The following is a 25818-nucleotide window of genomic DNA, read 5'->3' as shown; positions in this document are numbered from 1 at the left end:
TCATGCAGGAATGGTTCCAAGCCTTGTTGGGTAATGAAATCGGCTTAATCGTTTCGATTGTGCTGAAAATCGTGATTATCTTGATCCCGTTAATTTTGACGGTGGCTTACCTTACCTACTTCGAACGTAAGGTTATCGGCTACATGCAGCTCCGTGTGGGTCCGAACGTAACCGGCCCGTTTGGTTTGATCCAGCCGTTTGCCGACGTGTTGAAGCTTCTGTTTAAAGAAGTTACCCGTCCGAAATTGTCAAACAAAGCTTTGTTCTATATCGGCCCGATGATGTCGCTGATGCCTGCGTTTGCAGCTTGGGCGGTTATTCCTTTTTCCGATGAATGGCTGTTGACCAATGTGGATGCGGGTTTGCTGTATATTCTGATGATTACCTCTCTGTCCGTATATGGAGTGATTATTGCGGGTTGGGCTTCCAACTCCAAATATTCGTTCTTAGGTGCCATGCGTTCTTCAGCCCAAACCATTTCTTACGAAATTGCCATGGGTGCGGCATTGGTATGTGTGGTAATGGTTTCGGGCAGCATGAATTTCAAAGAAATTGTTGCCAGCCAAGCCCAAGGCATTGCCGGCGGTTCGATTTTCTCTTGGAACTGGTTTGCTTTGTTCCCCGTATTCATCGTGTATCTGATTTCCGCCGTAGCCGAAACCAACCGTGCACCGTTCGACGTTGCCGAAGGTGAGTCGGAAATCGTGGCCGGTTTCCATGTGGAGTATTCGGGCTTTGCATTTGCCCTGTTCTTCCTTGCCGAATATATTTTCATGATTCTGATCGGTGCGCTTACCGCCATCATGTTCTTAGGCGGTTGGCTGTCTCCGTTCCCGCAAAGTTGGGGCATTATCGGTACGCCGAGCGCATTTTGGATGTTCTTGAAAATGGCCTTTATCCTTTACGGCTATTTGTGGATTCGTGCCACTTTCCCGCGCTACCGTTACGACCAAATTATGCGTTTGGGCTGGAAAGTGCTGATTCCGGTAACTTTTGTGTGCATCGTATTGCTCGGCTTGTGGATGATTTCGCCCTTGAGTTTGTGGAAATAAGGGAGAGAGTGAATTATGGCTAATTTAGTAAAAACCTTCCTGCTCGGCGAATTGGTAAAAGGCATGGGCGTTACGCTCAAAAACTTTTTCGCCCGCAAAGAAACGATTATGTTCCCCGAAGAAAAAACGCCGCAGTCGGTGCGTTTTCGCGGCCTGCATGCCCAGCGTCGCTATCCGAACGGGGAAGAGCGCTGCATTGCCTGCAAACTGTGTGAGGCGGTTTGCCCGGCAATGGCGATTAATATCGAAAGTGAACAACGCGAAGACGGCAGCCGCCGTACCACCCGTTACGATATCGATTTGACCAAGTGCATTTTTTGCGGCTTTTGCGAAGAAGCCTGCCCGACCGATGCCATTGTGGAAACCCATATTCTCGAATACCACGGTGAGAAGCGCGGCGATTTGCACTACACCAAACCCATGCTGCTGGCGATTGGCGACAAATACGAAGCCGAAATCGCCAAACGCAAAGCTGCCGATGCACCCTACCGCTAAAGGAACAGAACCATGACTTTTTCTCTGATTATGTTCTACATATTGGCGGCCATTATCCTATTCGGTGCGGTAAAAACCGTTACGGCCAAAAACCCTGTGCACGCTTCTTTGTATTTGGTGCTCACTTTCTGTATGTCGGCAATGATGTGGATGCTGATGCAGGCCGAATTTTTGGGCATTACCTTGGTGGTGGTGTATGTGGGTGCAGTAATGGTGCTGTTCCTGTTTGTGGTGATGATGTTGAACATCGACATCGAAGAAATGCGTGCGGGCTTTTGGCGCAATGCTCCGGTGGCATTTACCGTAGGCGTGTTGATGGCGGTGGCGCTTATTTTGATTTTGGTTGCGCCTGATACCAATTTGGCCGCCTTCGGCCCCATGAAAGATATTCCCGCCGATTACAGCAACGTGCGCGATTTGGGCAGCCAAATTTACACCACTTATTTGCTGCCGTTCGAATTGGCTGCGGTGCTGTTGGTGCTGGGCATGGTGGCAGCGATTGCGTTGGTACACCGCAAAACGGTTAACCCCAAATATATTAATCCTGCCGATCAAGTGAAAGTGAATGCCAAAGAAGGCCGTATGCGTATGGTGAAAATGGAAGCTGTGGTGCATAAGCCCGCACAGCCTGAAACAGATTCAGACGGCCAGGCAGAGGAGGGCAAAGCATGATTACGATTACGCATTATTTGGTGCTCGCCGCCTTGCTGTTCGGCATCAGTGCGATGGGTATCTTTATGAACCGCAAAAACGTGTTGGTATTGTTGATGTCGATCGAGTTGATGCTGTTGGCAGTGAATTTTAACTTTATCGCGTTTTCACAATACCTTGGCGATACTGCGGGGCAGATTTTCGTGTTCTTCGTGCTAACTGTTGCGGCAGCCGAGTCTGCCATCGGTTTGGCGATTATGGTATTGGTATTCCGTAACCGCAACACGATTAATGTAGCGGATTTGAACAGTTTGAAGGGTTAATCGGGAGAAATAAGAAAAATGAACGATATGAGCTTATATCTGGCGATTGCTCTGATTCCGCTGGCAGGTTCTCTGCTGGCCGGTTTGTTCGGCAATAAAATCGGCCGTGCCGGTGCACACACGGTAACCATTTTAGGCGTAGCCGTTTCCGCCGTATTATCGGCTTATGTGTTGTGGGGCTTTATTAACGGCTCGCGCACCAAATTCGATGAAAATGTATACACATGGTTAACCATGGGCGGGATAGATTTTTCTGTCGGATTTTTAGTAGACACTTTAACAGCCATGATGATGGTGGTGGTAACCAGCGTTTCTTTAATGGTGCATATCTATACCATTGGTTATATGCACGACGAGAAAGTAGGCTACCAACGCTTCTTCAGTTATATCTCGTTGTTTACGTTCAGCATGTTGATGCTGGTGATGAGCAATAACTTCATTCAGTTGTTTTTCGGTTGGGAAGCCGTAGGTTTGGTTTCTTATCTGCTCATCGGTTTTTATTTCAAACGTGAAAGCGCGATTTTTGCAAACTTGAAGGCTTTTCTGGTTAACCGCGTAGGTGACTTCGGTTTCATCTTAGGTATCGGTTTGGTATTGGCTTATTTCGGCGGCAGCTTGCGTTATGCCGATGTGTTTGCTTATTTGCCAAATGTAGTAGGCATGCAGATTTTCGGTTGGGATTTGATTACCGTAACCTGCCTGCTGTTATTTGTGGGCGCGATGGGTAAATCTGCCCAGTTCCCGCTGCATGTTTGGCTGCCCGATTCGATGGAAGGTCCGACACCTATTTCTGCATTGATTCATGCGGCAACCATGGTAACGGCCGGTTTGTTTATGGTATCGCGCATGTCGCCGATTTATGAATTGTCTACTACGGCACTTTCGGTGATTATGGTAATCGGTGCGATTACTGCGCTCTTTATGGGCTTTCTCGGTACGATCCAAAACGATATTAAACGCGTGGTGGCTTATTCTACCTTGTCTCAATTAGGTTATATGACTGTGGCCTTGGGCGTGTCTGCCTACTCAATCGCCATGTTCCATGTGATGACCCATGCTTTCTTCAAAGCATTGCTGTTCTTAGCAGCGGGTAGTGCCATTATCGGTATGCATCACGACCAAGATATGCGCCATATGGGCAATCTGAAAAAATACATGCCGATTACCTGGATCACTATGTTGATTGGTAACTTGTCTCTTATCGGCACGCCGCTGTTTTCAGGTTTCTATTCGAAAGATTCGATTATTGAAGCCGTGCATTTTAGCGATCTGTCCGGTAGCGGCTTTGCTTACTTTGCCGTGCTCACCAGCGTATTCGTTACAGCTTTTTATGCATTCCGCCAATACTTTATGGTTTTCCACGGTAAAGAAAAGTGGCGTGAAATCCATCATGAACACCATTCAGGCGGTCACGATGACGGACACCATCACGGTTTGGGTAAAAACGATAATCCGCACGAAAGCCCTTGGGTGGTTACTTTGCCGCTGATTTTGTTGGCGATTCCGTCGGTAATCATCGGCTATATTGCCATCGAACCTATGCTATACGGCGATTTCTTCAAAGATGTGATTTATGTCAACCATGAAGCGCATCCGGTTATGGCGCAAATGAAAGAAGCATTCCACGGCCCCTTGGCTATGGTTTCACACAGTTTGCATACCCCTGTGTTATATCTTGCCATTGCAGGCGTGGTTACCGCATGGGTGTTGTATGTGAAAGCACCGCATCTACCGGCGAAAATCGCTTCTGCATTTAGCCCGATCTATAAACTTTTGGATAATAAATACTATTTAGATACGATTTACTACAACGTATTTGCCAAAGGCAGCCGCGCATTGGGCAACTTCTTTTGGAAGGTTGGTGACATTGCCATTATCGACAACGGTATTGTCAATAATTCAGCCAAGCTGGTGGGTGCGGTTTCCGCACGGGTGCGCAAAATGCAAACTGGCTTTATTTATACCTACGCTACGGTGATGGTGTTTGGGTTGTTGGTGCTGATTGCCATCTTCTTTAAAGACTTGCTGATGAAGTAACGGTAGGGATTCAATTTCAATTATCAGGTTATGAATATGTACGATCACTTACTCAGTCTGGCCATTTGGGTGCCGATAGCAGCCGGCGTGCTGGTCTTGGCTACCGGCGGCGATCAGCGAGCCGGCTTGGCCCGCATTTTGGCCTTTATCGGTTCGTTGGCCGGCTTTCTGGTTACCATTCCGCTGTTTACCGGCTTTGACCGTTTACACGGCGGCTATCAGTTTGTCGAAAAACTGGCTTGGATTCCCTCATTGAACATCCACTATGCTTTGGGCGTAGACGGTATTTCTGTGTTGTTCGTGATTCTGAATGCTTTTATTACCCTGATGGTGGTGTTGGCCGGATGGCAGGTGATTCAGAAACGGGTGGCGCAGTATATGGGTGCCTTCCTGATGATGTCGGGTTTGATCAATGGCGCTTTTTCCGCCCAGGATGCCATTCTGTTTTATGTGTTTTTCGAAGGCATGCTGATTCCGCTGTATCTGATTATCGGCGTGTGGGGCGGCCCGCGCCGTGTGTACGCTTCCATTAAGCTGTTCCTCTACACCTTACTCGGCTCCCTGTTGATGCTGGTGGCTTTGATTTATCTGTCTACACAGGCTGACGGCAGCTTTGCGATTACCGATTTGCAGCGCATCGCCAAAATTGACTTGCCGGTGCAGCAATGGTTGTTTGTGGCCTTTTTCCTTTCTTTTGCGGTGAAAGTGCCGATGTGGCCGGTACACACTTGGTTGCCCGATGCCCACGTGGAAGCGCCGACCGGCGGCTCCATGGTGTTGGCGGCGATTACCCTCAAAGTGGGCGCTTACGGCTTTTTGCGTTTTATCCTGCCGATTCTGCCGGATGCCGCGCGTTTCTTTGCGCCGGTAGTGGTGGTGGTGTCGCTGATTGCCGTGATTTATATCGGCATGGTGGCCTTGGTGCAGACCGACATGAAAAAATTGGTGGCCTATTCTTCCATCAGCCACATGGGTTTTGTGACCTTGGGCATCTTTATGTTCAGCGGCATCTTTTCAGGTAGCCCTTTGGGCGAACTGAACCGCTGGGGCTTGGAAGGTGCGATTGTGCAAATGATCTCCCACGGTTTTGTGTCGGCCGCTATGTTTATGTGCATCGGCGTGATGTATGACCGCCTGCATACCCGCAATATTGCCGATTACGGCGGCGTGGTGAACGTGATGCCGAAATTTGCCGCCTTCATGATGTTGTTCGGCATGGCCAATGCCGGCCTGCCCGCCACTTCTGGTTTTGTGGGTGAGTTTATGGTGATCATGGGCGCGGTGCAGGTGAATTTCTGGGTGGGCGCTTTGGCGGCACTGACCCTGATTTACGGCGCAGCCTATACTTTGTGGATGTACAAACGCACCATTTTCGGCGACATCACCAATCCCGAAGTGAGGGAAATGAAAGACATCAACTGCCGCGAATTTGCCATTCTGGCGATTTTGGCGGTGGCCGTGCTTGGCATGGGCCTGTGGCCCCAGCCCTTTATCGAGGTGGTGCATCAGGCGGCCAACGATTTGATCGCCCAAGTGGCCCAAAGCAAGATTTGAGGTGTGTGAATGAACTGGACTGATTTGAATTTAAACATCGCCATGCCTGAAATCGTCTTGTTGACGGCATTGTGCGTGGTATTGCTGGTGGATTTGTGGCTGTCGGATGCTAAGCGCGGTATTACCGCCATATTGGCCATGTTGGCCGTGGCGGCAACCGCTGCGGTTCAGGTAGCCGTTTGGCCGGGTGAAGCGGCTTTGGCTTTCAATGGCATGTTTGTGCTCGACGGCCTGTCGCTGGTGGCCAAATTGGCCATGTATGCTGCGGTTTTCATGTTGTTTGTGATGTCGCAAGGCTACCTGAAAGGCCGGCAAATCTATAAGGGCGAATTTTACACTTTGAGCCTGTTTGCCTTGCTCGGCATGTGTGTGATGGCCAGTGCCACCCATTTCCTGACCTTGTATATCGGCTTGGAGATCCTGTCGCTGTCGCTGTATGCCCTGATTGCCCTGCGCCGTGAGGATGCCTTCGCCAGTGAAGCGGCACTCAAGTATTTCGTACTGGGCGCTTTGGCTTCCGGTTTGCTGCTGTACGGTATTTCCATGATTTACGGCGCCACCGGCACCTTGTCGTTGCCGGATGTGTTGTCTGTTTCGCACAATTTGTTGATGGCCGACGGCCAAGCCGCCAGCCCGTGGTTGTTGAAGCTGGGGTTGGTGTTTGTGGTGGTGGCCATTGCTTTCAAGCTGGGTGCCGTACCTTTCCATATGTGGGTGCCCGATGTGTATGAAGGTGCCAGCACCGCGGTGACTGCGCTGGTGGGCACGGCCCCGAAAATTGCGGCCACGGTGTTTGCCTTCCGCATTTTGGTCAACGGCTTGGGCAGCAGCAGCGAAGATTGGATGATGATGTTGAACCTGTTGGCCGTCGCATCGCTCTTGGTGGGCAATCTGGCTGCCATTATGCAGACCAGCATCAAGCGCATGCTGGCTTACTCGACCGTGTCGCACATGGGCTTTATCCTGCTCGCCTTTATGGGCGGCACCCAAGGTTTTGCCGCCGCTCTGTATTACGCTTTGGCTTACGCGCTGATGGGCATGGTGGGCTTCGGTGTGTTGATGTTGTTGTCGAAAGACGGCCAAGACTGTAACGAAATCAGCGATCTGGCCGGCTTGAACCAGCGCAATGCTTGGTATGCCTTCTTGATGCTGCTGGTGATGTTCAGCATGGCCGGCATCCCGCCGCTGATGGGCTTCTATGCCAAGTTCGCCGTGATCAGCGCTTTGGTGGCCAAGGGCTATGTGTGGCTGTCCGTGTTTGCGGTGGTGATGTCGCTGATCGGCGCTTTCTACTATCTGCGCGTGGTGAAGGTGATGTATGTGGACGGCACGGAAGAGCGTGCGCCGTTTATGATGACGGCAGCCGGCAAAGCGGTATTGTCGGCAGGGGCGCTGCTGTTGCTGGTATGGGGAGTGTTGCCCAAATCGGTCATGGATTGGTGTCTGTACGCGATTGAGAAAACATTCTAAATCTCCGACGCAGGCTACCTGAAACCTTCAGGTAGCCTGAATTGTTTATGGCGGTGGCCGGTTGAGGGGGGAGGAACTATGGGAACAGGTTGTTGTGCGGCCCGCGGTTTTTTGCCCCATGCTGTTTTATAGTTTGATAAGTTTGCTAAAGGAGTGCCTGTGATGACTGCACCCATGTATGTTTTGTTGGCGGTGGCGCTGGTGTGTGCCAATCTGCCCTTTGTCGGCAATCGCTGGTTCGGCGTGAAAAAACTGCCGAAGAAACGGTTTCCCCACCATTTGCTGGAACTGGTGGCGGGTTTTCTGTTTGTGGGGGCATTGGCGTATGCCCTGGAGGCACAAAGCGGTGCCGTGCACGACCAAGGATGGGCTTTCTATGTGGTGGTGCTGTGCCTGTATTTGATTTTCGCTTTTCCGGCTTTTGTGTTGCGCTATTTCTGGCACGGGCGCAATCGGGAATAGGAAGAGCCGGCAAGCTTGCTTGTGTGGTGCCAACAGTAAACAGGACGGGCTGGCTGCTGTTTTCCGGCTGTCTAAACCAATGCTGAGGCGTCCGCTTGGGTGGGACGTGAGCCGAACCAGGGTTGTTCAACGGATTTCACTTGATGTTATTGCATAACATAATGTATTCAATCAATAAATTTTCATGAATCGCCCCGTTTGGATCAAGTCGGATTTATAATTCGTCGCGGACACGGTCAATCTGCCGCCCGTCCAGCCACCCATATTCCCACTTTAGGAGAAGCCCCATGAGCAAGACCATGAAAGCGATGACGTATTACGGCGAAAACGATATCCGTTTTGAAGAGCGTCCCGTTCCCACTATCATCGAGCCCACCGACGCGGTGATCCGTGTGACCAAAACCACTATTTGCGGCACCGATCTGGGCATTTGGAAAGGCAAAAACCCGGAAATCGAGGCGGTGGCCCGCGAGAAAACCGGCGAATGGAAGGGCCGGATTTTGGGGCATGAGGGCATCGGTGTTGTGGAAGAGGTAGGCCCGGCCGTCAAAAACTTCAAAAAAGGGGATAAAGTCATTATTTCCTGTGTCAGCCGTTGCGGCTCCTGCGAAAACTGCCAGAAACAGCTGTATGCCCACTGCCGCAAAGACGGCGGTTGGATCATGGGTTATATGATCGACGGCACTCAGGCCGAATATGTGCGCACGCCTTTTGCCGATAATTCGCTTTACCACCTGCCCGACAGCCTGAATACCGATGTGGCGGTGTTTCTGTCTGACGCTTTGCCCACCGGCCATGAAATCGGCGTGCAGTACGGCCAAGTCAAACCCGGCGATGTGATTGCCATTGTCGGCGCTGGCCCGGTGGGTATGGGTTGCCTGCTGACCGCCCAATTTTATTCTCCGGCCACGATGATTATGGTGGACATGGATGAGAACCGCCTGCAAATGGCGAAAGAAATGGGTGCCACCCATACCGTGAACCCGGCCAAAGAGGATGCCGTGGCCAAAATCATGGAGATCACCGAAGGCCGGGGCGTGGATTGTGCCATGGAAGCGGTGGGCTTGCCCGCCACTTGGGACGTGTGTCAGAAGGTGGTGAAAGAAGGCGGCCATCTGGCCAATGTCGGCGTGCACGGCAAACCGGTCAGCTTTGAAATCGAGCGCTTGTGGATTAAAAACATTACCGTCACCACCGGCTTGGTCAACGCCAATACCACCGGTATGCTGTTGAAGTCTTGCGAAGCCAGCAAGCTGCCGATGGATAAACTGGCCACCCACCACTTCCCGTTCAGCGACATGGAAAAAGCCTATGATGTCTTCAAACATGCGGCAGACACCAAGGCAATGAAAGTCATCATCGAAATGTGATGCCGCCGCCATGAGGCTACCTGAAAGCAGTTCGCTGTTTTCAGGTAGCCTTTTTATTGGTGCCGCTTGTTGAAACGCAGCAGCCGGCCGTGTCGTGGCGCCGCTTTGCGCTATAATCGCCGCTTTGTCTGAACTGCTTCTCTGCACGACCATGCTGCTCAATCTTTCCCTGCGCGATTTCGTGATTGTTGACGAACTGCATTTGGATTTCGACACCGGCTTTACGGTATTGACCGGCGAAACCGGTGCCGGTAAATCGATTACCCTCGATGCCATCGGCCTGCTGTTGGGCGATAAGGCGGATTTTTCACAAGTCCGCCACGGTGCGAAAGAAGCGCAGTTGTCCGCTCTGTTCGACCTTTCCGAGCTGCCTGCGGTGCGGGCGGAGCTGCAGGAGCAAGGCCTGTTGGCAGAGGGGGCGGAGGAGCTCTCTCTGCGCCGCATCATCGATGCCAAGGGCAAAAGCCGAAGTTTTATCAACAATCAGGCCGCCACCTTGGCGCAGCTCAAGCAAATCGGCAGCCGCCTGATCGACATCCACGGCCAAAACGCCCACCATTCGCTCAATACCGAAGCCGCGCAGCGCGATCTGTTGGATGCCTTTTCAGGTAGCCTGGATTTGGCGGCGCAGGTCAAAACCGCCTACCGCGCTTGGCAGGCGGCACAAGAAGCCTGCCGCCAAGCGGCCGAGCAGGCCGAGCAATTGGAAACCGAGCGTGAGCGTTTGGCTTGGCAACACGGCGAATTGGAGAAGCTGGCCCCGGCGGAAGGAGAATGGGCGTCGCTCTCCGCCAGCCATGACAGCCTGGCCCACGCGGCCGAGTTGTTGCAGGCGGCGGAGAGTGTGCGCGAATACGTCGATGGGGAGGGCGGTTTGAACAGCCTGTTGTCCCGTTGCCAGAAACAACTTGCCGACCTGAGCGGCATCGAGCCCCGTTTTGCCGATAGTTTGGAGATGTTGGGAGAGATAGAGGCCCAATTGGGCGAAGTGGCCGCCAATATGCGTGCGGTTTGCGCCCATGTGGAAATCAACCCCGCAGAGTTGGCCGCCCAAGAGGCCCGAATGGGCGAGCTGATGGGCATGGCGCGTAAATACCGCATCGAACCGGAGGCCCTGCCGGCCAAATTGGCCGCTTTGGCACAGGCATTGGCCGAGTTGGCGGCAGCGGCGGATTTGGGCGCCTTGCAGCAACAGGCGGAGGCCGCCGAAGCGGTTTATCGGGAAGCGGCCGGCCGGCTGTCGGCCGCCAGAGCCGCGGCCGCCGCCGGTTTGGCCGCCGAAACCACGGCCCATATGCAGCATTTGTCGATGAAGGGCGCGCAGTTCCAGATTGCTTTGTTGCCCGCCCAGCCTTCCGCACACGGTTTGGAGCAGGTGCAATACCAAGTGGCGGCCAATCAGGGCAGCCCGCTGCGCCCCTTAAGCAAAGTGGCTTCGGGCGGCGAATTGGCGCGCATCAGCCTGTCGCTGCAGGTGGTGGCCAGCCAATATACCCGCGTGCCGACCCTGATTTTTGACGAAGTGGACACCGGCATCGGCGGAGGCGTGGCCGAAACCGTCGGCCGGGCCTTGCGGCGCTTGGGGGCCAAACACCAAGTTTTGGCGGTTACCCATTTGCCGCAAGTGGCCGCCTGCGGCGAACAGCATTGGCAGGTGGTCAAACACATGGAAAACGGTCAGACCGCCAGCGAAATCCGGCAGCTGGACGGCAGCGGGCGGGTGGAGGAAATTGCCCGTATGCTCGGCGGCGAAACCATTACCGACACCACCCGGCGCCACGCGGCAGAAATGCTGGCCTTGGCGCAAACGGGTGGCGGGTAGATAAACGGGCATAGTGTTCATACCTGCAGAGTCGGATGAATTTGTGTGGTGTTTGGCGCATGCCGCGGGTGCACTATTTTAACGCGTGTAAAAAGTGTCAAATATCTGTAGGAAGGTTGGGATAAAGGTGCGTTTTCTATACAATGCGTCCGTCTGTCCGGGGGCGGTTTGCTTTCGGATAGAGCGCTCCCACTCTGTGGCAACAGGGGATGGGAAACAACACACCCATCCCTCCTACATCACCTAAGGAAAAATGTTATGAAAAAAGCCGTTTACGCCGCTTTTGTTGCTGCCGCCGCTTTTGTTGCCGGCAGTGCCCAAGCCCAAACACCGGATTTGAACCACGAAGACGCGGTACGCACCGCTTCAGTACGCTACACCTGCCAAGGCGGCAAACGCCTGACCGTTACCTACGGCTTCAACCGCCAAGACCTGCCGGTTTACGCTTCCGCCTATATGAACGGCAAACGCCGCTACATGCCGGTTAACCTGAGCGTATCAGACCGCACCGCCACCACCTTCGGCGACGAAAACAACTTCAAACTGAGCACCGACTATCTGGATCGCCGCAATTACCGCAGCCGTTCCGTGATGGTGACTTCGCCCGGTCAAGAGATTATTTACAAAAGCTGCCGTCCGCGCCGCTAACCGGTTTGCAGCCGTAGCCGCCCGCCCGCATTTTGCGGGCGGTTTTTCATGCGGCGCCCGCGCGGTTTTCAAAGCAGCCGAACTGCGCTAAAATGCTGCGTTTTGATTTTACCCGTTTATTTGAAAGAGATACCGATATGAAAACCGCACAAGAACTGCGCGCCGGCAATGTGTTTATGGTCGGCAACGATCCGATGGTGGTGCAGAAAACCGAATACATCAAAGGCGGCCGTTCTTCGGCCAAAGTGAGCATGAAGCTGAAAAACCTGCTCACCGGCGCGGCTTCCGAAACCATTGTGAAAGCCGACGACAAATTCGACGTGGTGGTGTTGGCCCGCAAAAACTGCACCTACAGCTATTTTGCCGACCCCATGTATGTGTTTATGGACGAAGAGTTCAACCAATACGAAATCGAAGCCGAAAACATCGGCGACAACCTGAAATTCATCGTGGACGGCATGGAAGACGTGTGCGAGGTTACTTTCTACGAAGGCAACCCGATTTCCGTGGAGCTGCCCACCATCATCGTGCGCGAAGTGGAATACACTGAGCCCGCGGTGAAAGGCGACACTTCCGGTAAGGTCATGAAAACCGCCCGTTTGGTTGGCGGCACCGAAATCCAAGTGATGTCTTACATCGAAAACGGCGACAAAGTGGAAATCGATACCCGCACCGGCGAATTCCGCAAACGCGCCTAAAACTGCTCCGTATCAAAAATCGGGCTACCTGAAAGCTGTTTCAGGTAGCCCGATTGCTTCACGAGAGTGTTAATAATCGCGCTGGCTGGAAAGCACGCGGCCGGTTTTGGCGTCGATGATGACATCGTATTCGCCGTCGCGGCCCATCACGTCCACTTCAAAATAGGCGCCTTGGGTACGGCTGTATTCGAAATCCACTTTGCCGGCCTGGCCGCCGACCTTATCCGCCGCGATTTTGGCGGCCTGCTCGTAGCTGATGTATTGGCTGCGGTTTTGCTGGTAGTGCAGCTCGTCGTTGTCGGCAAAAGCGGGAGCGGAAGCGGCCATCAGCGCAGCGGCCAAGCCCCAGGCGATGTTTTTACGGGTGTGCAACATGGTGAAACCTCCATAATGGGAAAAGAATAAGGCAAACAGCAGGTGCTGTTTGGCGATGGGGGTATTCTAGGCGGGGAAAATTAGCGCCGATATAGGAAAGGGTCAGGATAGGTTATCCCGACCGCAAAAATTTGTAATCGCGCAGGCAGTTTCAGGTAGCCTGCCTTTTCTTCCTTTTGTTAAAATCGCGGCTTCTTTTCCGACCCCGAAACGGCCGCCCCCCATGTCTGTTTACACCAGCGTTTCCGACTCTGAATTGCGCATTTTCCTTGAAGACTACGACCTCGGCGGCCTGGTGTCGCTGCAGGGCATCGCGCAAGGCGTGACCAACAGCAACTACTTCCTCACCACAGAACGCGGCCGTTTTGTGCTCACCATTTTCGAGGCGCTCACGCAGGAAGAGCTGCCGTTTTTTCTGGAGCTGAAACAGCATCTGAGCCGGCACGGCGTGGCCTGTCCGGCGCCGGTGGCACGGCGGGACGGCCGTTTCGACGGCACCCTGGCCGGCAAACCGGCCTGTTTGGTGAGCTGCCTCAACGGCCGCGACACCGCGGTGCCGGATGCCGCACAATGCTTCCACACCGGCGCCATGCTGGCGCAGATGCATTTGGCCGGCCAGTCGTTTCCCCAGCACATGGCCAACCCGCGCCATGCGGCTTGGTGGCAGCGCGAAAGCGTGCGCCTGCTGCCGTGTTTGGATGCGGAGGATGCGGCGCTGCTGCAAGACGAAATCGCGTTTTTGGCCGCTCACCCCGACGACCACCTGCCGCACGGCATCATTCATGCCGATCTGTTTAAAGACAATGTGCTGCTCAACGGCCATCAGGTGGCCGGTTTCATCGATTTTTATTATGCTTGCCGCGGCAGCTTTGTGTACGACATCGCCATCGCCGTCAACGATTGGGCGCGGCTGGCCGACAACCGTCTGTCGCCCAAGCTGCAACAGGCATTTATGGACGGCTACCAAAGCGTGCGCCCTTTGAGCGAGGCAGAAGCCACCTACCTGCCGCTGGCCCACCGCGCCGGCTGCATCCGCTTCTGGGTGTCGCGGCTGCTGGACTACCACTTCCCGCAGGGCGGCGAGATGACCTTTATCAAAGACCCGAATGTGTTCCGCGATTTATTGCTGGCGTTCCGCGATGAGGACGCAGGCGGGGCCGTGACGGCGGAAGCGGCCGACCTGGACGGAAAAATTTTCCGCACCATTTGCAACGCCGACAACGGCGAAGTGGGCGGCGACACACGTTTCCATTACCGCCAACAAGGCGAAATGATATGGGCCGAATATGCCGGCGGCGAGATCCGCAAAGGCTTTCTCATCGGGCGCATGAGCACGGCCGACACCTTCGAATTCACCTACCAGCACCTGAACCGCGCCTGGCAAAGCCGCAGCGGCCGCTGCCGCAGCCGCATCGAGCGACAGGCAGACGGCCGCCTGCGTTTGTACGAAAGCTGGCAATGGACGGACGGCAGCGGAAGCGGCGGGGAGTCGGTGTTGGAAGAATGTCGTTGAGTAGGCTACCTGAAAAGAGGGCGGCAGAGCAGGCGTTGCGCCTGCTTTTTTGCGCGTATTGCTTGCTCAAGTAAGGTTTCAGGCTAAAACCTTTGCAAAATCTCCATTTGTACCTGCACTGGTGGTGCCTTTGTGTGTTGTGCGCTTATTGGAAGCGCCGATGGCTCGTTTAACTTTGTATGTGGATATATCTGCCCACCAGAATTTATACCGTCTACACAGGTTGTGCGTTAACGCCTTAAACTGTTTGGAAGTTTTGGGAAAGTTTCAGCTTGTTGCGGTGCAGACTTTATTTGCCGATGCAGAAACGGGAAAAGATCACGCCCAAGAGGTCGTCGGCGGTGAATTCTCCGGTGATTTCATTACAGGCGGCTTGTGCCAAGCGCAGGTGTTCGGCCAACAATTCGAGCTGATGATTACCGCACAGCGCGGCCAGTGCCAGTTCTTCCTGCGCCTGACGCAAGGCATGCAGGTGGCGGCTGCGGGCGAGAAACAGGCTTTCGCTTTCGCCCTGCCAGCCGATTTCGTCAAGCAAGGCTTGTTTGAGCAGGTCGAGACCGGCGCCGGTTTTGGCGGAAAGGCGGATCACCGTGTCGGCGCCGCTGAGGCTACCTGAACGGCCCGCACCGGGTTCGGTGCCGCGCAAATCGATTTTATTGTGGATTTCGATGCGTTTCAGGCTTTCAGGTAGCCTGTCGAGAATGGCACGGGTAGTGGGGTTGATGCCTTCCTGCGGGTCGATCAGGATCAACGCCACATCGGCTTCCTGCACCGCCTTCTGGCTGCGCTGGATGCCGATCTGCTCCACCACGTCGTCGGTTTCGCGCAGGCCGGCGGTGTCGATGATGTGCACCGGCACGCCGTCCAGTGTGATCTGTTCGCGCACGGTGTCGCGGGTGGTGCCGGCGATGTCGGTCACGATGGCGATGTCGTCGCCGGCCAGGGCGTTGAGCAGGCTGGATTTGCCCACGTTCGGCGCGCCCACCAGCACCACGTTCATGCCTTCGCGCAAAATGGCGCCCTGCTGCGCCTGTTGCAGTACGGCGGCCAGCTGGGTTTGCAGCGCGGCCAGTTTGCCTTTGGCGTCGGCGGCTTCGAGAAAGTCGATTTCTTCTTCGGGGAAGTCTAAAGTGGCCTCCACCAGCATGCGCAGGGTAATCAGGTCGTCCACCAGGCGGCGGATGTGATCGGAAAACGCGCCTTTCAAGGAACGCAGCGCCATGCGGGCGGCCGATTGGCTGGAGGCGTCGATGAGGTCGGCCACGCTTTCGGCTTGGGCCAAGTCCAGCTTGTTATTGAGGAAAGCGCGCTTGGTGAATTCGCCTGGTTCTGCCAGGCGGGCACCGAGCTGTAGGCAGCGTTGCAGCAGCATCTGCATCACCACCGGCCCGCCGTGCCCCTGCAATTCGATGACGTCTTCGCCGGTGAAGCTGGCCGGGGCGGCGAAATACAGCAGCAGACCGTTGTCGATGGTGTCTCCTTGTGCGTCGTAGAAGTCAGTATAGACCGCCATGCGCGGTGTCGGCGTTTTGCCGCCGCTCAGGGTTTGCGCCAGCGGCAGCAGGTCTTTGCCCGACAGGCGCACCACGCCGACGCCGCCACGGCCGGGCGCGGTGGCAATGGCGGCAATCACGGGCAGGGAGGAGGACATGGCAGACACCTATGGGGAAGTTTGAATTGCTGCCGATTATAGCTTTGGCGGTAAAGCAAAGCCAATGTGCGGAGAAGACATCTGAAAAATGGGTTTACCCTGCTTTCAGGTAGCCTTTACAATAAAGCGGTTTCCAATTAACCCGCCAATAAAAGGATGCAGACCATGCTCAGTCCCGAACAAGTACAAGCCATGATTCAAGCCGTTGTGCCGTGCGAACACTTGGAAGTGGAAGGCGACGGCCACCACTTTTTCGCCCATATTGTTTCTTCGGCTTTTGAAGGCAAAGCGCGTTTGGCGCGCCACCGCCTAATTAAAGACGGCTTGGCCGACAAACTGGCCAGCAATGAACTGCATGCTTTGTCGATCAGCACGGCCGCCACGCCGGCAGAGTGGGCGGCCAAACAAAACCGTTAGATCTGCCGTTTCAAACAGGAGGGAGTGATGAAAGCTTTTGTTTTAATGTGTGCCTTAATCGGCGCGGCTGCTACTGCGCAGGCGCGGGATCTGTTTATTTGCCACAATTCGGATATCCACGTGGCAGTCAGCCGCAGCGGCAATACGCTGCACTATACCGCGTGGCCGGACGGCGGCTCGCGCAGCCGCCCGGCTTTGCGCTTGCGTGGCGGCGTGGAGCGTGTGGAAGGAAGCGGGGTGTGTGCCCACCCGGTATGGACCTTCCGCAGCGGCCCTTACCGTTACCAAGTGAGCGAAGGCGGGTGTTATTCCGATGAGGCGCCGGAGGATTACACCGGCAGTGTAACGGTGTCGCACAACGGCGAAACGGTATCGCACTTCTATTGTTATGATCTCTGAAGACGTAATGTAAGAAGATGAAATAAAGACAACGGAATGCGGCAAAGAAAATGCCGTATTCCGCTAATGTTTTCATGAAACAGTTGGCATTTGGGGAAATTGCTTTATAATGCACGGCATCACACATAACCCTTTCATAAAGGAAAAACTATGAGCAATCAAGAAAACGTTTCTTTAGAAACCCTGATGCAGCAGAAGAAGGAATTGGAAGCCCAAATCCAACGCAAAATCACGGCCGACCGCAAAAAGAAAATCGCCGAAATTTTGTCGATGATGAATGCTTTCGATATTACGGTGGCCGATTTGGAAAAAGGCGGCCGTAAGAAAACCGGCACTGCCTGCTATAAAAACCCGGAAACCGGCGCCACTTGGGGCGGCATCGGCAAACGTCCGAAATGGATTGTGGAAGCCGTGGAAAAAGGCATCGACATCAAAACATTCTTGGTATAAGTTTGGGATCAATACAGGCTACCTGAAATGCCGTTTCAGGTAGCCTGTGTTTTATTTGGCTCAGTAAAGGCAAACGCCCCAATCTATTGACCGGCTCGGGCCAGCGCCTGGCGCATGGCTTGGATTTCGACCGCATAATCGGGCTTGCCGAAAATGGCGGAGCCGGCTACAAATGTATCGGCGCCGGCCGCAGCCACTTCGGCGATGTTGTCGGCTTTGATGCCGCCGTCCACTTCGATGCAGATGCGGCGGCCGGTTTCGTTTTCGTAGAGGTCGGTGAGCGAGCGGACTTGGCGGATTTTGGTGAGGGTTTGCGGAATAAATTTCTGGCCGCCGAAACCGGGATTCACCGACATCAGCAGCACCATGTCCACCTTGTCCAGCACATTTTCCAACACATACACCGGGGTGGCCGGATTCAGCACCAAGCCGGCTTGGCAGCCGAGTTCTTTAATTAAGCCGAGGCTGCGGTCGATGTGGCGGCTGGCCTCGGGATGGAAGGTAATGATGTCGGCGCCGGCTTGGGCGAAGGCTTTGATCATGTCGTCCACCGGCTCTACCATCAGGTGCACATCAATCGGCAGCTGGATGTGCGGGCGCAAGGCGGCGCACACCATCGGCCCGAAAGTGAGATTGGGGACGTAATGGTTGTCCATTACATCGAAATGAATCCAGTCGGCGCCGGCAGCGGCCACTTGGCGGACTTCTTCTCCTAAGCGGGCGAAATCTGCCGATAAAATACTGGGGGCGATGCGGTAGTCAGTCATAATCAACCTTTTACAAAAATTTAAGCAAAACAGCAGGGTATTTTTTAATAAATACAAATAAATTCAAAATGCGGCGGGCAGGCTGAATTTACATAAGCTTACTATAAGTATACCCTGTTTCACGCGCTGCTTTGTATACTGGCGGCCAATTTTCACCGCCTGCTTGCCGGGCATTATAGACCGCTCCATGCCCATGCGTTCCACCGCCTTTTACGCCCGAATACTGCTTTGCGCTGCCTTATTGTCCGGCAGCGCGCTTGCTTATGCAAACGGGCAAGGCTGCGACATCCGCCAATTGTCTTTAAGCGCCGAACAGCAGGATCAACTGCGCCGTTTGCGTGCCGACTACCGCCACCGCTCCGAAGCCTTGCTGATGCAGATGCGCAGTGCGCGCCAGTACGCAGCAGGCGGCCCGCGGGCAGTGCTGACCGCCCCCACCTTCGATGAAAACTTAGCCCGCCATTATGTGAACGGCAAATACGCTTTGCAGATGCAGCGCGAAATCGAAAGCCTGCGGGCGCAACACGCCATGTTCCAAGTGCTCACGCCGCAACAGCGGCAGGAATGGTTGCTGCGTTGCGTGCAAAGTTAAGCAAGCGGCCGCATGAAAAATCAACAGGCTACCTGAAACGGCTTTCAGGTAGCCTGATTTGCGTTATCTGCGATAACTGGTAAGAGGCCGCAGAACACCAGCGGTTTGCATTCACCGTTGGCAGCCGAATCCGTTACAATAACGGCCTTTACGGCCATCCAAGCATGATTTTGAGAACACCATGACCATCAAAACCCGTTTTGCCCCCAGCCCCACCGGCTACCTGCACATCGGCGGCGTGCGCACCGCCCTCTACTCCTGGGCCTTCGCCCGCCACCACAAAGGCGAGTTCCTGCTGCGCATTGAAGACACCGATTTGGAACGCTCCACCGCCGAATCGGTCAACATCATCATGGACGGCATGCAATGGGTGGGTTTGGACTACGACAACGCCGGCGACGTGGTGTATCAAACCCGCCGCTTCGAGCGCTACAAACAGGTGATTGCCCGCCTGCTCGAACAAGGCCACGCCTATTATTGCTACTGCAGCAAAGAGGAACTCGAAGCCATGCGCGAACAGGCGCAGCGCGAAGGCACGGCCACTTACGACCGCCGCTGGCGGCCCGAGCCGGGCAAAACCCTGCCCGAGATTCCGGCCGGCCGCGAGCCGGTGGTGCGCTTTAAAACGCCCACCGAAGGGGTGACCGCCTGGCACGACTTGGTAAAAGGCGAAATCAGCATCCCCAACAATACCTTGGACGATCTCATCATCGCCCGTGCCGACGGCACCCCCACCTATAATTTCTGCGTGGTGGTGGACGATTGGGACATGGACATTACCCATGTGATCCGCGGCGACGACCATGTGAACAACACACCCAAACAAATCAATATCTTGAAGGCCATCGGCGCCGAATTGCCGCAATATGCCCACCTGCCGATGATTTTGAACGAGCAGGGCCGCAAAATCTCCAAGCGCAGCGGCGACACGGTAGCGATTACCGAGTTCGACCAAATGGGCATTCTGCCCGAAGCGCTGCTCAATTATCTGGCCCGTTTGGGTTGGGCGCACGGCGATGACGAATTCTTCACCATGCAACAGTTTGTGGAATGGTTCGACCTGAAAAACGTGTCCGCCTCCGCCAGCCGCATGGACGAGAAAAAACTGTATTGGATCAACGGCGAGCACATCAAAGCCGCCGACAACCGCAAACTGGCCGAGCTGGTGCAGCCCCGTTTGGCGGTGCGCAATGTCCACGACACCGCCCGCCCGCCGCTGGAAGACGTGCTCGCTTTGGTCAAAGACCGCGCCCAAGACCTCAACACGCTGGCCGACGAATGCCTGTATTTCTACCGCAAAGCCACGCCTGCCGAAGCCGATGTGCAGAAGCACTGGGATGACGAAGCCGCCGGCCGCATGCGGCGCTTTGCCGAGCGGCTCGAAGCCCTGCCCGAATGGAATGCCGAAAGCATCCACGCCCTGTTCAAACCCTTCTGCGACGACGAAGGCATCAAAATGGGCAAACTCGGTATGCCCTTGCGTTTGGCCGTGTGCGGCACCGCCAAAACGCCGTCGGTGGATGAAGTGTTGGCCCTGATCGGACGCGAAGAAGTGTTGCACCGCATCCGCAGCCATTAACGCAGTCGGGCCACCTGAAAAGCCTCTTTTGCTTTCAGGTAGCCTTTTGCTGCTCCTCATTCATTATTTTCATTTGATCCGCTTTTCGTGAACCAACTGCTGCTTGATTTTCCACCGCCCTCTGAGCCGGCTTTCGATGCCTTTCTCGGCCAAGCCAATGCCGAGCTGCTGCACGTTTTGCAAGCCGGGCAGGCGCCGTTTGTGTATCTGTGGGGCGAAGCCGGTTCCGGCAAAAGCCATCTGCTACGGGCTTGGACGGCACAGGCCGGAGAACAGGGTAAGACGGCCTGTTATGTGGATGTGGCCGGACAGGCGCTCACCGAAGACAAGGCACAGGCGGAGCGTTTGGCGGTGGATCAGGTGGAGTGCTTGGATGAAGCCGGGCAGGCCGCTTTGTTCAACGCGTTCAACCGCATCCGCCAAAGCGGCCAAGGCGCGTTGCTGCTCAGCGCTTCGTGCGCCCCGGCCGCTTTGGCGGTGCGCGAAGATTTGCGCACCCGCATGGGCTATTGTCTGGTGTACGAAATCCGGCCGCTGAGCGACGAAGAAAAAATCCACGCCTTAATCCAAGCCGCACAAGCCCGCCAGCTGCACATCTCGCCCGATATTTTCCGCTACCTGATCAACCACTGGCGGCGCGACATCGACAGCCTGCTGCGCCTTTTGGACGCGCTCGACCGCTACGCCGTCACCCGCCAGCGCACCATCACCTTAGCCCTGCTCAAACAATTGCTGCAACAACAGGATACCCCATGAACCTCGCCATTTTCGACCTCGACCACACCCTCATCAATTGCGACTCCGACAACGAATGGCCGCGCTACCTGATGAAAAAAGGCCTGGTGGACCAAGCTTTTGTCGATATGAAAAACGAAAAGTTCTACCAAGATTATCTGCAAGGCCGCCTCGACATCGACGAATTTCTCGCTTTCCAGCTGGAACCGCTCAGCCGTTTCAGCCGCAGCGAGCTGGATGCCATGCACCGCGAATTCATGGCCGAATTCATCCTGCCCAACATCAGCCCGATGGCGAGAATGCTGGTGAAGAGCCACCAAGACGCCGGCGACGTGCTGCTGATGATTTCCGCCACCAACGAATTCATCATCACCCCCATCGCCCGCGAGTTCGGCATCACCGAAGTGATCGGCGTCAGCCTGGCAACCGACGAACAGGGCAATTACACCGGCGCCTATGTCGGCACCCCCAGCTTCAAAGAAGGCAAAATCACCCGCCTGCACGAATGGTTGGCCGCACGCGGCGAAACGCTGGCCGACTACGGCAAAAGCTATTTTTACAGCGACTCGCGCAACGATTTACCGCTCTTGGAATTGGTGAGCGATCCGGTGGCGGTCAACCCCGATGCGGTGATTGCCGAAACCGCCGCCAAACGCGGCTGGCCGGTGTTGAATTTTATGTGAGGCTGTTCACAATAAGCAGCTTGAGACCTTTGCAAAATCTGATCTGTCGCCTATTCTTGTGGTATGTCTGTCCCGCAGGGATTCCTGATGTTCACGCTCGCTGCGCTGCCATGCCTTGAACTGCATCCATATGTGAGGGGTGCGAAGGAGGGTTTGAGGATGGGATGAGGCAAAACCGCAAGGCAAGTCAAAAATCAGCCGGAGCATCTTGCACTATGCTCCGGCTGATTTTTATTGTTTAAAGCCATGCATTTCGGCTCGTCCCGTACCGCTTCGCTAAGCCAAACAACGATACGCCTGATGTGGTATCCATCAGGTTTATTTGTCCAAGCCCTCCTGCACCATTTGGGCGGCGCGCAAGACGGCGCGGGCTTTGTTTTGGGTTTCCTGCCATTCGGCCTCTTCGTCGGAATCGGCCACGATGCCGCCGCCGCTTTGCACATAGAGCATGCCGTCTTTGATGACGGCGGTGCGGATGGCGATGGCCAAATCCATGTCGTTATTGAAACTCCACACGCCCACGGCGCCGCCGTAGATGCAGCGTTTCTCCGGCTCCAGTTCTTCGATGATTTCCAGGGCGCGTACTTTGGGGGCGCCGGAGAGGGTGCCGGCGGGGAAGGTGGCGGCGAGGATGTCCATATTGCTCACGCCGTCTTTCAGCGTGCCTTCCACGTTGGAGACGATGTGCATCACGTGCGAATAGCGCTCGATCACCATTTTGTCGGTTACGCGCACTTGGCCGGTTTGGCTGATGCGGCCGACGTCGTTGCGGCCCAGGTCGATCAGCATCACGTGTTCGGCGGTTTCTTTTTCATCCGCCAACAATTCGGCGGCCAGCACGGCGTCTTCCTGCGGAGTTTTGCCGCGCAGGCGGGTGCCGGCGATCGGACGCACCACCACGCTGCTGCCTTCGCGGCGCACCAGGATTTCGGGCGAGGAGCCGACCACAAAGAAGTCGTCGAAGTGGTAGTAAAACAGATAGGGCGAGGGGTTGAGCGTGCGCAGGGCGCGGTAAAGCGAGAGCGGGTTGTCGCTGAAGGGCTGTTTCATGCGCTGGCTGGGCACCACTTGCATGCAGTCGCCGTCGAGGATGTATTGGCGGATTTTCTGCACATAGCTTTTGTAGCGCGCTTCGCCGGTTTCGTGTTCCGGCTCGGTGGCCGGGCTGCCGAGCGAAAGGGGCAGGGCACAGCTCTGGCGCAATCGGGTGCGCAGCTCTTCGAGGCGGGCGCGGGCTTTCAGGTAGCCTTCCGCTTCGGCCGGGTCGGCGTAAACAATGAGGTAGATTTTGCCGCTGAGGTTGTCCACCACCACCAATTCCTGCGACAGCATGAGCAGGATGTCGGGCGTGCCGATGGTGTCGGGCTTGTGCGGCTGTTGCAGGCGGTGGGCGAAGTGTTCGAAGTGGTAGATGGTTTCGTAGCCGAAGTAGCCGACCAGGCCGCCGGTGAAGCGGGGCAGGCCGGGGATGTCGGGCGTGTTGAAGCTTTGGTGGTAGGCTTCGATAAAGGGCAGCGGGTTGCCTTCGTGCACTTCCACCAGGCGGTGTTGTTCGTAGCGCTCTACTTTGCGGCCGCTGGCTTTGAGGTAGGTGTGGCAGGGCAGGCCGATGAAGGAATAACGGCCGAAGCGTTCGCCGCCGACCACGGATTCGAGCAGGTAGCTGTAGGGCTGGTTGGCGAGCTTGAGGTAGAGCGAGAGCGGGGTGTCCAAATCGGCCAGCAGCTCCTGTACCAGCGGGATGCGGTTGTAACCGGCGGCGGCTTGGGCTTGGTATTCTTGCAGGGTAATCATATTGGGGCAGCGGTGTGTGTCTGAATCGGGAAATACGGGTGGGATGGGAAACAGGCTACCTGAAAGGGACTTCAGGTAGCCTGTGCAGCAGGGCTTTATTCTTCCGGCCGTTCGCCGTCGGTTTCATCGAGCGTGCCTTCGGTGATGGCCACTTCGATGCCGGCTTTTTCGCGGATTTTGGTGTTGATTTCGTCGGCTACTTCGGGGTTTTCCTTCAGCCACACGCGCACATTGTCTTTGCCTTGGCCGATTTTGGCCCCGTTGTAGCTGTACCAGGCGCCGGATTTCTCCACGATACCGTGCACCACGCCCAAGTCGATCAGTTCGCCTTCCCAGCTGATGCCTTCGCCGTAGAGAATGTCGAATTCGGCTTGGCGGAAGGGTGGGGCAACTTTGTTTTTGATCACTTTCACCTTGGTTTCGTTGCCCAGCACGTCCTCGCCTTTTTTGATTTGGCCGGTGCGGCGGATGTCGAGGCGCACAGAGGCGTAGAACTTGAGGGCGTTGCCGCCGGTGGTGGTTTCCGGGCTGCCGAACATCACGCCGATTTTCATGCGGATTTGGTTGATGAACACCACTAAGGTATTGGTTTTCTTGATGTGGCCGGTGAGCTTGCGCAGGGCTTGGCTCATCAGGCGGGCGTGCAGGCCGACGTGGTTGTCACCCATTTCGCCTTCGATTTCGGCGCGCGGCACCAAGGCGGCCACCGAGTCGATGACCACCATGTCCACGCCGCCGGAGCGCACCAGCATGTCGCAGATTTCCAGCGCCTGCTCGCCGGTGTCGGGCTGGGAGACCATCAGCTCTTCCACTTTCACGCCCAGTTTGCGCGCGTAAATCGGGTCGAAGGCGTTTTCGGCGTCAATGAAGGCGCACACACCGCCGTTTTTTTGGCATTGGGCGATGGTTTCCAAGCACAGCGTGGTTTTGCCCGAAGACTCGGGGCCGAAGATTTCGACAATGCGGCCGCGCGGCAGGCCGCCCACGCCCAAGGCCAAATCCAAGCCCAGCGAGCCGGTGGAAATCACTTCCAGATTTTCGTCTTTGTGGCTGCCGTCCATCTTCATGATGGAGCCTTTGCCGAACTGCTTTTCAATCTGGGCCAGCGCGGCGGCCAGCGCCTTGCTCTTGTCTTGGTTTTTGTCTTCAGCCATTGCGGATACCTGCGGATAAACGGTTAATCTTGAAAGCGCCGATTATCGCACAAAGCCGCGGTGCTGTGGGCGGGCGCGTTCAGGTAGCCTGCGGCTTGAAGCACGCATCGGATGCTGGCAATATGCCGCTTTTTCAGCGAAAGGCTTTGAGCGCGATGAGCGACGACCACTCCACTCCCGCCGACGGCAGCGCGCGCCGCGGCATCAAATCTTTTGTTTTGCGCCAAGGGCACATGACTGCCGCCCAGCAGCGGGCGATTGATGAAAACTGGCCGCGTTTCGGCGTGGATTATCAAAACGCGCCGCTGGATTTGGCCGCCGCTTTTGGCCGCGAGGCGCCGAAAATTCTCGAAATCGGTTTCGGCATGGGCACCGCCACGGCCGAAATTGCGCGCCGCCTGCCCGAAAAAGACTTTCTGGCCATCGATGTGCACGGGCCGGGCGTGGGCAATTTGTGCAAGCTGATGGCCGAGCAGGGCCTCGCCAACATCCGCGTGATGCGCCACGATGCGGTGGAAGTGGTGGAAAACATGCTGGCCGACGGCAGCTTGGACGGCATCCACATTTTCTTTCCCGACCCTTGGCATAAAAAACGCCACCACAAACGCCGCCTGATTCAGCCGCCTTTCGTGGCGAAATTATTGCCCAAGCTCAAAAGCGGCGGCTATGTGCATCTGGCTACCGACTGGGAAGAATATGCGGTACAGATGCTGGAAGTGTTAAACGGTTTCCCCGAGCTGGCCAATACCGCCGCTGATTATGCACCGACGCCCGACTACCGCCCGGAAACCAAATTCGAAGCCCGCGGCAAACGCTTGGGGCACGGGGTATGGGATTTGGTGTTTGTGAAGCTTTAGCAGCTTAATTAATACTTGATTAAAGAATCCGTTTAAATCTCCTTGCGCAGCGGTTTTCGAGGAAAAAACGTGGCTGCAAAGCGGAAGTGCGGACCAGATGGAACATCTTACCAACAGCGTCAACGCAGAGCACGCGGGATGTTGGGCGCATAGTGCGGCAACGGAGATGTTGGATATTGGGATAGGCATCCAGGGCGTGTGGAGACGCCTCAGGCTACCTGAACAGCCGAATAAGTCAGGCGCGGCGGTTATTGCTGAGTACCCGATCGC

Annotated in this window: 25 protein-coding genes and 1 pseudogene; 21 read left to right on the top strand and 5 right to left on the bottom strand. The window is 55.5% G+C overall.

Annotated elements, in window-relative coordinates:
• Positions 1 to 2: 2 nt before the first annotated feature.
• From nuoH to efp, 12 genes are all read left to right on the top strand, one after another.
• The gene (gene nuoH, locus HMPREF9371_RS08055; RefSeq protein ID WP_009119545.1) at positions 3 to 1052 is read left to right on the top strand and encodes an NADH-quinone oxidoreductase subunit NuoH; all 1050 of its coding nucleotides are present in this window, start codon (positions 3 to 5) and stop codon (positions 1050 to 1052) included.
• A gap of 15 nt (positions 1053 to 1067) precedes the next feature.
• Positions 1068 to 1547, top strand: coding sequence for an NADH-quinone oxidoreductase subunit NuoI (gene nuoI, locus HMPREF9371_RS08050; RefSeq protein ID WP_009115726.1), 480 nt, complete (start codon positions 1068 to 1070; stop codon positions 1545 to 1547).
• Positions 1548 to 1559: 12 nt separating this feature from the next.
• Positions 1560 to 2219, top strand: a complete 660-nt coding sequence (locus HMPREF9371_RS08045; RefSeq protein WP_009119544.1) for an NADH-quinone oxidoreductase subunit J — start codon at positions 1560 to 1562, stop codon at positions 2217 to 2219.
• Complete coding sequence (gene nuoK, locus HMPREF9371_RS08040; protein ID WP_009115728.1) at positions 2216 to 2521, top strand: NADH-quinone oxidoreductase subunit NuoK; 306 nt, start codon at positions 2216 to 2218, stop codon at positions 2519 to 2521. Before HMPREF9371_RS08045 ends, nuoK begins: the two co-directional genes overlap by 4 nt.
• Before the next feature lie 18 nt (positions 2522 to 2539).
• On the top strand, positions 2540 to 4558 hold the full coding sequence (gene nuoL, locus HMPREF9371_RS08035) for an NADH-quinone oxidoreductase subunit L (RefSeq protein WP_009119543.1): 2019 nt from the start codon (positions 2540 to 2542) through the stop codon (positions 4556 to 4558).
• Positions 4559 to 4594: 36 nt separating this feature from the next.
• Complete coding sequence (locus HMPREF9371_RS08030; protein ID WP_040660374.1) at positions 4595 to 6112, top strand: NADH-quinone oxidoreductase subunit M; 1518 nt, start codon at positions 4595 to 4597, stop codon at positions 6110 to 6112.
• A gap of 9 nt (positions 6113 to 6121) precedes the next feature.
• Positions 6122 to 7582: an NADH-quinone oxidoreductase subunit NuoN gene (gene nuoN / locus HMPREF9371_RS08025; RefSeq protein ID WP_009119541.1), complete on the top strand. Its 1461-nt coding sequence runs from the start codon at positions 6122 to 6124 to the stop codon at positions 7580 to 7582.
• Positions 7583 to 7744: 162 nt separating this feature from the next.
• Positions 7745 to 8044 (top strand): DUF2818 family protein, encoded by a 300-nt coding sequence (locus tag HMPREF9371_RS08020; protein ID WP_009119540.1) that lies wholly within the window; start codon positions 7745 to 7747, stop codon positions 8042 to 8044.
• 299 nt (positions 8045 to 8343) lie between these two features.
• The gene (locus HMPREF9371_RS08015; RefSeq protein ID WP_198003639.1) at positions 8344 to 9414 is read left to right on the top strand and encodes a zinc-dependent alcohol dehydrogenase family protein; all 1071 of its coding nucleotides are present in this window, start codon (positions 8344 to 8346) and stop codon (positions 9412 to 9414) included.
• Between the two features lie 151 nt (positions 9415 to 9565).
• The gene (gene recN / locus HMPREF9371_RS08010) at positions 9566 to 11236 is read left to right on the top strand and encodes a DNA repair protein RecN (RefSeq protein ID WP_009119538.1); all 1671 of its coding nucleotides are present in this window, start codon (positions 9566 to 9568) and stop codon (positions 11234 to 11236) included.
• Positions 11237 to 11494: 258 nt separating this feature from the next.
• Positions 11495 to 11884 (top strand): ACP-like domain-containing protein, encoded by a 390-nt coding sequence (locus tag HMPREF9371_RS08005; RefSeq protein ID WP_009119537.1) that lies wholly within the window; start codon positions 11495 to 11497, stop codon positions 11882 to 11884.
• Positions 11885 to 12021: 137 nt separating this feature from the next.
• A complete protein-coding gene (gene efp, locus HMPREF9371_RS08000) occupies positions 12022 to 12582 on the top strand; it encodes an elongation factor P (RefSeq protein ID WP_040660994.1) in 561 nt (186 codons plus the stop codon).
• A 69-nt stretch (positions 12583 to 12651) separates the two neighbouring features.
• Here efp and HMPREF9371_RS07995 read toward each other — a convergent pair whose 3' ends face one another.
• Entirely contained in the window at positions 12652 to 12957 is a 306-nt protein-coding gene (locus HMPREF9371_RS07995; RefSeq protein WP_009119535.1) for a PepSY domain-containing protein, read from the bottom strand.
• Between the two features lie 223 nt (positions 12958 to 13180).
• Here HMPREF9371_RS07995 and thrB point away from each other — a divergent pair.
• Positions 13181 to 14089: pseudogene (thrB, locus tag HMPREF9371_RS07990) on the top strand (homoserine kinase); the annotation flags it as partial.
• A gap of 670 nt (positions 14090 to 14759) precedes the next feature.
• Here the strand turns inward: thrB and mnmE are convergent.
• The gene (gene mnmE / locus HMPREF9371_RS07985; RefSeq protein ID WP_009119532.1) at positions 14760 to 16121 is read right to left on the bottom strand and encodes a tRNA uridine-5-carboxymethylaminomethyl(34) synthesis GTPase MnmE; all 1362 of its coding nucleotides are present in this window, start codon (positions 16119 to 16121) and stop codon (positions 14760 to 14762) included.
• A 165-nt stretch (positions 16122 to 16286) separates the two neighbouring features.
• On the opposite strand from mnmE, the gene HMPREF9371_RS07980 reads away from it, so the two are divergent.
• The 3 genes from HMPREF9371_RS07980 (at position 16287) to HMPREF9371_RS07970 (ending at position 17387) form a co-directional block, all read left to right on the top strand.
• Complete coding sequence (locus tag HMPREF9371_RS07980) at positions 16287 to 16538, top strand: BolA family protein (protein ID WP_040660372.1); 252 nt, start codon at positions 16287 to 16289, stop codon at positions 16536 to 16538.
• 27 nt (positions 16539 to 16565) lie between these two features.
• Positions 16566 to 16937, top strand: a complete 372-nt coding sequence (locus HMPREF9371_RS07975) for a hypothetical protein (RefSeq protein WP_009119530.1) — start codon at positions 16566 to 16568, stop codon at positions 16935 to 16937.
• Between the two features lie 150 nt (positions 16938 to 17087).
• Positions 17088 to 17387 carry an H-NS histone family protein gene (locus HMPREF9371_RS07970; protein ID WP_009119529.1) on the top strand — a complete coding sequence of 100 codons (300 nt, stop codon included), beginning with the start codon at positions 17088 to 17090 and terminating at the stop codon, positions 17385 to 17387.
• 83 nt (positions 17388 to 17470) lie between these two features.
• Here the strand turns inward: HMPREF9371_RS07970 and rpe are convergent, their stop codons facing one another.
• Entirely contained in the window at positions 17471 to 18154 is a 684-nt protein-coding gene (rpe, locus tag HMPREF9371_RS07965) for a ribulose-phosphate 3-epimerase (protein WP_040660369.1), read from the bottom strand.
• A gap of 187 nt (positions 18155 to 18341) precedes the next feature.
• Between rpe and HMPREF9371_RS07960 the strand changes: the two genes are divergently transcribed.
• The 4 genes from HMPREF9371_RS07960 to HMPREF9371_RS07945 all read left to right on the top strand — a co-directional run bounded on the left by HMPREF9371_RS07960 (position 18342) and on the right by HMPREF9371_RS07945 (position 21743).
• Entirely contained in the window at positions 18342 to 18746 is a 405-nt protein-coding gene (locus HMPREF9371_RS07960) for a Spy/CpxP family protein refolding chaperone (protein WP_156787011.1), read from the top strand.
• A gap of 181 nt (positions 18747 to 18927) precedes the next feature.
• Positions 18928 to 20325: a glutamate--tRNA ligase gene (gltX, locus tag HMPREF9371_RS07955; RefSeq protein ID WP_009119525.1), complete on the top strand. Its 1398-nt coding sequence runs from the start codon at positions 18928 to 18930 to the stop codon at positions 20323 to 20325.
• Between the two features lie 87 nt (positions 20326 to 20412).
• A complete protein-coding gene (gene hda, locus HMPREF9371_RS07950; protein WP_009119524.1) occupies positions 20413 to 21081 on the top strand; it encodes a DnaA regulatory inactivator Hda in 669 nt (222 codons plus the stop codon).
• Positions 21078 to 21743 carry a histidinol-phosphatase gene (locus tag HMPREF9371_RS07945; RefSeq protein WP_009119523.1) on the top strand — a complete coding sequence of 222 codons (666 nt, stop codon included), beginning with the start codon at positions 21078 to 21080 and terminating at the stop codon, positions 21741 to 21743. The genes hda and HMPREF9371_RS07945 overlap by 4 nt, the downstream gene beginning before the upstream one ends.
• A 318-nt stretch (positions 21744 to 22061) precedes the next feature.
• On the opposite strand, the gene trpE is transcribed toward HMPREF9371_RS07945, so the two are convergent.
• Both trpE and recA read right to left on the bottom strand, forming a co-directional pair.
• Positions 22062 to 23537, bottom strand: coding sequence for an anthranilate synthase component I (gene trpE, locus HMPREF9371_RS07940; protein ID WP_009119522.1), 1476 nt, complete (start codon positions 23535 to 23537; stop codon positions 22062 to 22064).
• A gap of 95 nt (positions 23538 to 23632) precedes the next feature.
• Complete coding sequence (gene recA, locus HMPREF9371_RS07935; RefSeq protein ID WP_009119521.1) at positions 23633 to 24691, bottom strand: recombinase RecA; 1059 nt, start codon at positions 24689 to 24691, stop codon at positions 23633 to 23635.
• A 155-nt stretch (positions 24692 to 24846) separates the two neighbouring features.
• On the opposite strand from recA, the gene trmB reads away from it, so the two are divergent.
• Positions 24847 to 25548 (top strand): tRNA (guanosine(46)-N7)-methyltransferase TrmB, encoded by a 702-nt coding sequence (trmB, locus tag HMPREF9371_RS07930; protein ID WP_040660366.1) that lies wholly within the window; start codon positions 24847 to 24849, stop codon positions 25546 to 25548.
• Positions 25549 to 25818: the final 270 nt, after the last annotated feature.

It is taken from the genome of Neisseria shayeganii 871 (assembly GCF_000226875.1).
Classification (GTDB): domain Bacteria; phylum Pseudomonadota; class Gammaproteobacteria; order Burkholderiales; family Neisseriaceae; genus Eikenella; species Eikenella shayeganii.
The sequence above is the reverse complement of the archived record's forward strand: the minus strand, read 5'-3'. Positions and strand labels throughout refer to the sequence as shown.